At 41.1% G+C, this 11028-nt stretch carries 8 protein-coding genes; 1 reads left to right on the top strand and 7 read right to left on the bottom strand.

The genetic code is table 11. From position 1 onward, the window contains the following. Positions 1–36: 36 nt before the first annotated feature. The 6 genes from BLQ87_RS16870 to BLQ87_RS16845 form a co-directional block, all read right to left on the bottom strand. Positions 37–1524 (bottom strand): RagB/SusD family nutrient uptake outer membrane protein, encoded by a 1488-nt coding sequence (locus tag BLQ87_RS16870; RefSeq protein ID WP_218129458.1) that lies wholly within the window; start codon positions 1522–1524, stop codon positions 37–39. An 89-nt stretch (positions 1525–1613) separates the two neighbouring features. Further along, positions 1614–4970: a TonB-dependent receptor gene (locus BLQ87_RS16865; RefSeq protein WP_074609057.1), complete on the bottom strand. Its 3357-nt coding sequence runs from the start codon at positions 4968–4970 to the stop codon at positions 1614–1616. A 185-nt stretch (positions 4971–5155) separates the two neighbouring features. Next, a complete protein-coding gene (locus BLQ87_RS16860; protein WP_074609055.1) occupies positions 5156–6232 on the bottom strand; it encodes a FecR family protein in 1077 nt (358 codons plus the stop codon). Between the two features lie 68 nt (positions 6233–6300). After that, the gene (locus BLQ87_RS16855) at positions 6301–6846 is read right to left on the bottom strand and encodes an RNA polymerase sigma-70 factor (protein WP_074609053.1); all 546 of its coding nucleotides are present in this window, start codon (positions 6844–6846) and stop codon (positions 6301–6303) included. Between the two features lie 114 nt (positions 6847–6960). Next, positions 6961–8148 carry a winged helix-turn-helix domain-containing protein gene (locus BLQ87_RS16850; protein ID WP_074609051.1) on the bottom strand — a complete coding sequence of 396 codons (1188 nt, stop codon included), beginning with the start codon at positions 8146–8148 and terminating at the stop codon, positions 6961–6963. 70 nt (positions 8149–8218) lie between these two features. Further along, positions 8219–8986: a carbonic anhydrase family protein gene (locus BLQ87_RS16845; RefSeq protein ID WP_074609049.1), complete on the bottom strand. Its 768-nt coding sequence runs from the start codon at positions 8984–8986 to the stop codon at positions 8219–8221. 255 nt (positions 8987–9241) lie between these two features. Between BLQ87_RS16845 and BLQ87_RS16840 the strand changes: the two genes are divergently transcribed. Beyond that, positions 9242–10102, top strand: a complete 861-nt coding sequence (locus BLQ87_RS16840; RefSeq protein ID WP_074609047.1) for an HlyD family secretion protein — start codon at positions 9242–9244, stop codon at positions 10100–10102. A gap of 207 nt (positions 10103–10309) precedes the next feature. Here the strand turns inward: BLQ87_RS16840 and BLQ87_RS16835 are convergent. Further along, positions 10310–11028: IS3 family transposase (locus BLQ87_RS16835; protein ID WP_074609045.1), on the bottom strand; the 719-nt coding region annotated here is incomplete at its 5' end.

Raw genomic sequence — 11028 nt, 5'->3', positions numbered from 1 at the left:
CCTGTCGGGATGATTGGAGACTTTGGATCAATTTACTTAATAATCTTTATTTTGGATGAGTTGCTTATTCCTATCCAGTTCAGATTGTGCAAAGGGCAATACATTGTTTTTTTCACCAAAAACCAATTGTGCGCCGCCTGGATTTTTTAGGGGCGCCAGTTTAGTTTGCATTAAATTTCTTCTTTTTAAATCATAGTAGCGATGACCCTCCAGGGCCAATTCTATTCTTCGTTCGTGAAGGATGAATTCTCTCAGTTTATCCTGGGTATTGTATACGGCCTGATCAACCGGAGGTAAATTAATACCCGTTCTTTGTCTGATTAGATTCAAAGCGGCGTAGATCGTTCCATCTGGCCCGGTCGCTTCATTTTTCGCTTCTGCATACATTAACAACACATCGGCGTAACGGATGTGAATGATATTCTGATCGGTAAGTGGTGTCTTACTTCTATCAAAAGGAAGTTTAGTTAAATCAAGATACTTCTTTTGGGAATAAGTTGTCAATAGCGGATCAGACTCATTAAATACGGAACCATCCGGATTGATGTATTTTTCGGTAGGGACCTTAATCGTGAATTTTAGACGTGGATCCCTGTTCACATATGGATTCGCCGGATCATAGCCAGAGCCCGCTTCATTGATCCTTTTCCCATTCGCCATTTCATAATCATCCACTAAATTCTGATATGGGGCAATAGAGCCATACCAGCCTATCTCAACTAAAACTCCTTCACCACCTTGCGGATTGTTTGGAGCAAGGTATTTGGTGGAAAATATAATTTCCGGGTTGTTTTGCTGGGTTGTGGTAAGAAACAGGTTTGGATAGCCACCCTGATAAATTTGAAATTTACCACCAGTAATGACTTCATTTGCTGTGCTTGCTGCCAAGGGCCAATTCTGTTGAAAAAGATAAACTTTAGCCTTTAATGCCTGAGCGCTGCCTTTTACGGCATGACCACTATAAGCCACATCCGGCAAATTAGCGATGGCAAAATCCAGTTCACTATGTACAAAAGCCAAAACATCTTCTTTTGAACTCTTTGCTATTTTAGCGGCATCAACCGTTTGTGGCGCCGTTTTGTACAATACCACCCCACCGAAAGCTTGTACCAGATCAAAGTAAATCATCGCTCTGATGAATCTCACTTCGGCTTTATAACCCGTTTTTATCGCATCGCTAACCGGGGCCTTGTCTACATTATCCAGAAAGAAATTACATCCTGCGATTCCTTCGTACGGTGTGTTATAAAAGGTTCCCGGAACATTGGTTGAATTTACGACACCTAGTGTCAGGTTATTAAAGCCAAAAAAAGTGTGCCGGTCTAATGCGTTGTCAGAATAAGTATCGAGCCATAATTTGCTCTGGCCATAGAAACCATTTTGCAGCCTTCTATAAACGCCGGCCAGTCCCATTCGTGTATCTGTATCGCTTTTCCAAAATTCCGAACTGGCAATTGCTGCAGTAGGATTCTTATCCAGAAAGTCATTTTTACAAGCGCTTAGCATGCTAATTATGATGGCCATAATTAACGATATGCTGGTTTGTTTTATGCTCATTTTATGATTTTTTTTATTGAATACCATATATGTGATCATTATCTCTATTGCCCAGGTTAATATTTAATTTTTAAACCTGCGGTGTATATCCTGAGCTGGGGAAACTGGGCAAATCTGCCGGACCCCGCTCTTTCAGGATCATTACCTTCATACTTCGTCCATGTGATCAAATTGTCGCCCGATACATATACGGTGATGCTCTTTGCTGCAACTTTTTTAGTGATCAGTTCGGGAAGTGTGTAAGAAAGGTACAGGTTCTTTAACCTCAGATAGGAAGCATCCTGTAGAAAATAGGTTGAGTTATACCCAGACACACCTGAATAACCGGTCAGGTAAACAGCCGGAACCGTATTACTCGGATTGGTTGGCGACCATGCATTTAAAAATTTTGTTGGTGGAGCAGACCCTTGCATAAATGGTTCATAGCCCCATTGGCTTACCTGTACCTTTTGGCCTTCTACACCTTGAAAAAATGCACTCAGGTTAAACCCTTTCCAACCTGCATTCACACTGAAAGAGTAAGTGTAATTTGGGAAACTGCTGATGCGAATCCTGTCTTCCGGACCTACGGTACCATTTCCGCTTACATCCCTGATTTTTAGATCTCCAGGTTTTAGTGTGCCGGAATTGGGTTGTTTTGGCGAGTTGTCTATTTCCTGCTGGCTCTGAAAAACCCCGATCCAGTCATATAAAAAAAAGTTATTGTAAGGCTGGCCAACTTCAATCGTTCCAATACTCTCGGCCAAAACTTTGGTTACTTTGTTTCTGTACCTGTTGAATATAAAATTGGCCCCATAGGTAAATTCCCCAATTTGGTTTTGGTGCCTCAACTCTATTTCTATTCCTTTATTGACCATCGCCCCCGCGTTCACAATAGGGGCAGTTAAGCCTACACTAGCAGGTTGATCGGCACGTGCCGCCAATATATCCGTTGTGTTTTTATAGTACCAGTCGACAGTTGCACCAAACTTTCCTTTAAACAAATCGACATCCAGACCAAAATCAGTAATGGCTGTTTTTTCCCATTTTAAATCTTTTTGTGTTAGCCTGGATAGCAAAACACCAGAACTTAAACCAGAAAATGGATAAGTCGTGTTCGAAAGGATATCCTGATATGGATAATAATTAGGATTACCGCCAGTCTGTATCTCCTGATTGCCAAGCACACCATAAGATGCCCTTAATTTTAAATTGTCAAGCCAGGAAACCTTATTTTTTATAAAACTTTCTTCAGAGAGTTTCCATGCTGCCGACCCTCCGCCAAATGTTCCCCATCTATATTTTGGATCCACCCTTGATGTACCATCGTAACGGATATTGCCTTCCAAAATGTATTTGTCTTTGTAATTATAGGTTACTCTGCCAAACAGTGATTGCAGGGCCCATTCAAAAGAACTCCCGCTTAACGATTGGTCTTTAGGCGAGCTTCCATCTAATTCCATAATGGTATTATTTGGAAAATCATATCGGTTACCGCCTATGCTTGTACTTCTGTTGTCTTGCTGCTCGTATCCGGCCAAAGCACTGATGTTGTGGTGATCGGCAATTGTTTTGGTATAGTTAAGGGTGCTATAAAATATCTTAGTGATATTTCTGGCCGACGTTTGTCTGAGCCCGAAAAAAGAAGGGTTACCATTACTTACCTGTTGATATTCTCCGGTTGAGTTGGGTTGGTAAGCAAATGAAGGGCTTGCATATTGACGTTGCCTGTAATCCTGATTAAAAAAGGTAACGGCTGCTTTTGAATACCATTTCAGGCCCGTCGCGAGGTCAACATCCACAAAAGCCTGTGCGTTGATATTATAGTTTTTTGTGAACTGGGCACCAGTGTTGTAAACTTCTTCTACCGTTCTGTTCGTTCCTCCGCTCGAAACATAATCTCTGCTGACCACCCTTCCGCTACCATCTGGCAAAAAGGGTTGAAAAGTTGGCGCCGACGCATAAGCCAGCAGCAATAAGTCGTCATTGGTTAACCATGGTGCTTTAAAATCCTGATAGGAAAAATTAGCATTGGTCCCTACTTTTACCCGCTTGTAGGCCTGGGTAGAAAAATCAACAAGCCCATTATACCGTTTATAAAGATATCCCTTGGTGATGCTATTCTGATCAAGATAATTGAATGAAATGTTATAGTTGTTCTTATCAGTACCACCTAAAAAGCTCAGGTTATGGTTTTGTATCGGTCCTTTTCCCAAAACATAATCCAGCCAGTTAAAATTTGGATATTGCGCACTATTTGGATTGGCTTTGTAAGCGTCGATCTGAGCTTGGGTGTATTGAGCCGCTTGTCCGCTTCTTGCTTTGGCCTGGTTGTACATTTCCATATAAGTAACCGAATTGGTAATTAATTCAGGAAACTTAGTCGCCTCACTGGTTCCCCAGTTGCCCGTATATTCGATATCATTCGTACCGGCTTTACCTTTCTTTGTGGTCACTAAAATTACGCCATTCGCTGCTCTTGACCCATATATAGAGGCAGAAGCCGCATCTTTAAGTACGGTTACACTTTCGATATCCTGAGGGGAAAGATTGGAAATGGATCCGACTACCCCGTCAACTAAGATCAATGGATTGGGGGACGCGCCACTTGAGCCAAATCCCCGTATTCTTAAAGATCCGTTGTCTCTGCCTGGTTCTCCGGTAGATTGTACCACGTCTAATCCAGCGATCCGGCCCTGTAATAAGTTCTGGACATTGGGAGCCGGGCGCTCTGCCATCGTTTTTCCTGAAACGCTTGCGACAGAACCTGAAAGATTTACTTTCTTTTGTGTGCCATAGCCAACTACAACCACCTCTTCCAGACTCTTATCTTGTTCCTGCAGCACAACAGTCATAAAACCATCACTTGCAGTTACCTCCTTGCTTTCAAAACCTATGAAATTAAAAGTCAATACCGCTGACAGGTCTTTAACGCTGAGGTTAAATTCACCCTTTTCGTTGGTTACCGTACCATTTCTGGTCCCTTTTTCCACGACGTTTACCCCAGGTACGACCTGCCCCTTAGCATCTGTCACCTTACCTTTGACCACGATTACGTTGTCATTGATCAAGGTAAGTACGGCTAAATTTTCGTCAAGGAGACGAAAGGAGATTCCAGTGCTTTCGAGTACTTCCTTCAGTACATCAGTCCAGGCACTGTTGTAAAAATTAATATCTGTTAACCTGACTTTTTTCAGGATTTCATCATTATAAACAAAATGAATCGTGGTTTGACTTTCTATTGATTTACAGATTTGCTTCAAAGTTGCTTTCTTCATAGAAATCGAAACCTTTTCCTGAGCAGAACTCTTAACGGCAAAAGTTTGAAGGGTTCCCAGTAGAATAAAAAGCATGACAATTTTTATCATAAATAAAAGCTTGAGCATAGAACGGTCCAACCGTAAGGATACGGCCTGTGGTCCAATTTTTTTCATATATTTGGTTCTAGGTTTTGTTAATAAAATGACCGTTTACGTGTTCAGACGGAGGTCATTTGACAATTCACATTAAAATGTAAAGGGGAATGTTTCAGCATTCTCCTTTTTTGTTTGGTCGTAGTTTAGGTTCTTTTCATATTCATTGGTTTAGTTTTATATTTGGTCGGTTGTTTAATTCTCGTTTATTTATCCCGTTGTATGTAGACTACGTTTTCCTCGATCCTGTATCTGAACCGGGTGGTATATTGGAGTGCAGCGAGCACTTCTTTTAAGGTTTTTTCCTCGAAGGTTGCCGTGAAGCTGGCTTGTTTCAGGTCTTCATCTTCTATGATGATATTTTTATTATACCACCTCCCTAATTTAGCAGCTACGTTTTCAAAGGGTTCGCCATCAAAAACCAGTTTATCTTCCGTCCACAAACTTTCGCTGGCCTGATTATCCTTGATCGCTACGCTTGTTTTCGTCAGCAATATGGTTGGCTTTACCCTCTTTTTTGTGGCGTTGGCCGAGGTATTTTTTTCATTATGTACCTTTAATTTTTCGCCCGGTTTCAGACTGATCCGGCTCGAGGACTGGCCATCGATGCTCACTTCGACCTGCCCCTGAATTAAGGTTGTTTCAGTGTCTTCATCATCCGGGTAGGCTTTTAAATTAAAAACCGTTCCTAAAACCTTCACTTTTATGGCATTTGCTGAAATAACAAAGGGATGACTTTTATCATGAGCCACCTCGAAATAAGCTTCTCCACTTAGCCTGACTTCTCTTGTAGGGCCAGTAAACTGTTTTGCGAGCGTCAGCTTACTATCTGCATTAAGCCATACTTTTGTTCCATCGGGCAATATCATTTTATTCTTAGTTCCCTTTTTTGAAATAAAAACGAGCTGCGCATTTTCGCTTTGCTTTGAAACAAAGAAGAAAACAAAAACACCGAGCAGAAGTGATGCCGCTATAGTTTTCAAAATCCACATTTTGAATATGCCCTTCCCTTTTGAGTCCCTGATTCCCTCCATAGATTGATCTGAGTGGTTATGCTCCAAATGGCCCGATAGCTGCATTTTGGCATAATGTACCGTATAAGCTTTCATTGCTTCCACATATTCTGTAGCACCTCCGGTTTCCGGCTTCGCTGTAAGCACCTCATAAACGGAACGTAATTCTGGCTTTTCCGCAATCAAACTGAGCAGTTCATTAAATTCATGATCCTTAATGTCACCAGCATTAGTCCTGTTGATGAGCCAATAAAAGCGTTCGTCCTCCATTAAAATATTAGGTTGTTATTTGCTAAGACAATAAAAAGAGGGAAAGTCCCCAATAGGAATTTATTTTTTTATTGATAAAGGTATGATCTCAGTGTCATACCAATTTTTTGCAGGGCGATCTGTAGATGACGATCAACTGTATTTACGGAAATGTCCATGATTTCGGCGACTTCTTTGTAGGAAAGTCCATCTTGTCTGTTTAGCATAAAAGCCATGCGGCATTTTGGAGGTAAGGCCTTAACAGATTTTGCTATTTTCTCTTTGAGTTCAGCATCCAGCATCAGATCAATCGGCGTAGAAAGCTCTACCATATCTGATGGTGCAACCTGATCAATATCCCATATGGTATATTTTCTGTTTTTCACAAGAAAATTAATCGAACTGTTCCTTACGGAGGAATATAAATACACTTTAAGGTTTGAAATTTCAAGAAGAGTATCCATTGTCCAAACCTTCAGCAGCACATCTGATATGATTTCTTCCGCTATTTCACGTTGTTTTACATAGGTCAGGCTAAAGCGCAGAAGACTTGGATAGAAATGGAGGAATAGCTCCTTATAAGCAACCTCATCTCTCATTAAGGCGATCCTTCTCTGTAGCGTATTGATGTCCATTCGGTATGTAAAAAATTGCCTGATCCCCTTTTTGTTATTGTAAACGTATCAAATTAGAACTAGTATAACAAATATTTTACATACAGAAATTTCATCTCCAGCCACTTTGAAAAGTTAAAAACTTTTTCTGATTGCTTCCAGGTAAATTTCATTGTTAGACCGCTTGAAAACAATGTCCTGGCATTGATTGAAAAGGACGAATGCTTTTAAGGTCAGGATGAACTTTTCAATAGTGATTTGCTCCAGATCAACAGGTTCAAAATGGATGTTATGGACGATCAATACCTTTTGCTTGCGATCTGCTTTGGCATCCATCCTGGCAATAAAACGGTCTCCTGCAAGTACTGGTAGCGAAAAATAACCATACTGGCGTTTGGGCTCGGGCACGAAGCACTCGATCTGGTAATCAAAATTAAAAAAGTCTTTTAACCGGTGGCGGAAGACGTTAAGGATATCAAAGGGGGAAAGGATAAAAACATCATCAGACAGTTCGATGTTAATTTCCTGATTGGGGAGCATATAGAGCGGACCTTTCAGGCCCTCAACAGTGACTACTTTTACCTCAGCAGCCTGAGCCATTTTTTCCAGCTCCTGTTTAACCAGGTTGCCTTTCACCCGACGGGAACGCCAGGCCATTTCCTTAACAGAGGCAATACCCAGAGCAGCTAAAGTACTGCGGATGATAAAACGGGCATATTCTTCAGGTTCAGGCGTCGTTAAGTCTGTTTCCTGGGGCACCAAATTGAGCGGCAGGTCGTAAACTTTATGGAAGGCTTTAGTGCGGCTGATCATCAAATCTCCATTAAGGTAAAGCCTTTCCAGCGCGACTTTTGCAGGCCGCCAATCCCACCATCCAGAGCTTGCTTCCACACGGTCGTTCTCAAAATCGCCAACCATTAGTGCTCCTTCCCTTTCCACCCGGTCCAGAATCTCTTTCATTAAATTAACTTCCGGTTTGCTGAGCGGCTTGCTCTGTGTTTCAAAAGCCCTTTTTACCGATAGCGAAAAACGGAAGTCGTTCATGGGAAGATAACCTGCATCCGAAGTAAAGTACTCATAAACGCGGCCGTCTTCGCAAAGGTTGGCCAGCCATTCTGTTTGGTAATCCGGTATGCGTGCTGCCATCACATGGTGATGGGCACGTTCCACCACATAATTCGTATCCAGCTGGACGAACCCCAGATGGTCGATCACCCGGTAAACAGCTTCGATTCCTGTTCCGAACTGCGCTTTATGGGCAAGTCCGACAGCATTAAGAATGATCTTCCGCGCCTGAAGTTTCGTAAGGGTAATATATTCCATAAGATAAAATTAACCAGAGGTCATCGTTTAACACATAACAAGGATGGGGAGAAACATCCTATGGATATTCCTATTTAAATATTTCGACTTTCCCGGAGTTCATATCATAAACACCACCAACGATCATTATTGCCCCTTTTTCTTCCATTTCCTTCAATATAGGACTGCCAGCACGAAGCTTGGTGATTGCCAACCTTACGTTTTCATCGCAGACTGCTGCGACAAAATCCGGATTCGAAGATACCGCAGCACCGGAGAATGAAGTCTTTGTCGCGCTTACCGCAGGACGGATTTTATCCAGTAATGTAGTGATATTTCCAAGCTTCACACCATCGATGGCCGACTTGATCGCACCACAGTATTCATGCCCCAATACAAGAACCAGTTTCGCACCTGAAACCTTACAGGCATATTCCAGACTACCCAGGATATCATCATTTACAATGTTTCCTGCCACCCTGGCCACAAAAAGATTGCCTATTCCACTGTGAAATATATCCTCTACCGGCACTCTTGAATCCAGGCAGGAAAGTATTACCGCTTTGGGGTATTGCCCAAGTGATGATTTCCTCACCCGTTCGGTAGTATTACGGATCGTCAGGTTGTCTTTTGTAAAATCCAGATTTCCTTTTTTTAAACGTTCAAGTACATCTATCGGCTTAAGTTTTGCCTGTTCCTCTTTTGTCAAAATATCCGAAGTCAGGACATCTTCAGCAGCAATGGTCAGTGTATCTTTTTCGTCGTCGATTGATGCTGTTTTTGTCTCGGGGGATTGTTGTCTGCAGGAATTTAGCATTATCGTTGCAACGAATAGAAATAGCAAACAGAATATTCTCATAGTTTAAATAATTAATAGTCAAATTTATAAGTTATTTCGATTTCCCAATGCTCATTATTTCCTCTTTTTATCCAGGGCAAAAAATTTCAAAACATACATTTAAGACTTTCTGATTTTCAAACAAAAATAGATACTCATACAACCTCGTCAACAGAAAGCACGGGCATAAAAAATCCGAATTATTTTCATTTATTTCGAAATCACCGTAGATTGTAGAGCGAAGTTTTCAATCATTTAACAATCGCAATTACCAACATGAAAAACATCTTTATAATCAGTTTATTAGTATTAACCTGTGGACTGGTCAAAGCTCAATCTAACAGAGAAGATATAGAAATACGCTGGCCTAAAGCTGAAGCCTGGAAGCCTGACGAAAAATTATCGGTCCAAACTGATTTTTCCCGTCGCCGGCAAAAGTGGGACCTTAAACACAACAGTAAGGAAAGCTGGCAAAAAATGGTCATGATACTCAATGATGACCTCACCAAAAATACCAGGAGTCTGGACAGCATTGATATTTTCCCTGACTTATCAAATGATAAAAGCAGCATTTTTAAACTCCTTAAAGAAAAAAAAACCGGTCTCTTTCCCTATAAACTGATCAGCCTGGAAAACCCGCCCATTTCTACCCTTACTTATCTTATAGATGGCAAGACCTGCAGGCATATTGTTCTTATTTCTGTGAAAACATCAAAATTCTCAGCAGACTTTCTGAAACAATGGACGGAAATCCTCTTAAACAGCCGGATCGTCCCCTCGAAAGCAGGAAACTATGAATACACTGACGATGCCTATCTCGATATAAATGGGGTTGATCAGTTTCATATTACTGCCCGTTTTAAATCAGATCAGGTACAACATCTGCTTAAAGGCCAGACCGCAACAATTATTGTAGATGATTTACCTGAATTTAATCTTTCCGGCACAGTATCGGAGATTAGCCATCAAAAAAATGCAAATGATTTTCCGCTTACTGCACCCAATAACCAGAGTGGGAACTACTTAAAAATGATGGAAAGGTTTCCCGTTACCATAAAACTTGAAATACCGGCAGCAGCTAAGGACAAATTCAAAAGTAAAATGAGCTGTAGTGTTAAAATAGCTACAGCCCCGTAAAACCTTTGCCAAACCAGCAATCGATCAGGGAATCAACACGTTGCAGAAACACTTGTTTTAGCCCTGTTTTTTACACGTTGCTTATGCGCCTTTAACACGCTTTCAAGCGGGCGTGCACCGAGTATAGAGCGTGTATAGAGCCTGGTTAGAGCGAGGTTGTCTTATCCGTGTATGGCTATACAGGTTATTGAATTAATTTTAAATTGACTATACATGCAAATTTGTTATTCCTGATCGGGTTATACAAGTTTGGTTTTCCTTTGTTTTGTACTTTTTAGGCTTCCATCTTTTCTTAAGAATTCCCTGTTTAAGATGGGCCTGTTCTGGTGTAAGATAATCACAGCTTGCATGTGGTCTTAGTTGGTTATAAGTTTGAATATTTTCCCTGATTCTTCTCGTTGTTTCTTTAAAGTTTGCTTTTGAACTATGCATATCAAACTCCGCCTTTAATATTCCATTTACGCGTTCCGCTATTGCATTTTCATAAGGATCTCCATTTTCAGTCATACTTATTGCCACCTGATTTTCGGTAAGCAGGTCCACATAGTTTTTGCTACAATATTGTGATCCTCTGTCAGAATGGTGTATGAGCTTATCTTTGGGGTATTTGCGTGTTTTTACTGCCATTTCAAGGGCGTCTATACATCCCTGAGCAGACAAATCAGTTCTAAAAGCCCATCCCATGATCTTTTTAGAATAGGCATCTGTGATCAGGCTTAGATAGCCCCACTGTTTTGTAAGCTGAATATAGGTAATATCACTTACCCAAACCTGTTCCGGACGATTGATGGTCAATTCCTTGATTTGGTTGTTATATTTCCGCATCCAATGCCTTGAATTAGTCGTCACCGCTTTCCTTTTTCGTGTTCTGATATGGAGGCCATGCTCCCGCATTAGACCAAATAAATAATCCCTTCCGATTTTAA

This window comes from Pedobacter steynii (assembly GCF_900103665.1).
Taxonomy (GTDB): domain Bacteria; phylum Bacteroidota; class Bacteroidia; order Sphingobacteriales; family Sphingobacteriaceae; genus Pedobacter; species Pedobacter steynii.
Note: the sequence above shows the minus strand (reverse complement) of the source record. Positions and strands in the feature narration are given on the sequence as shown.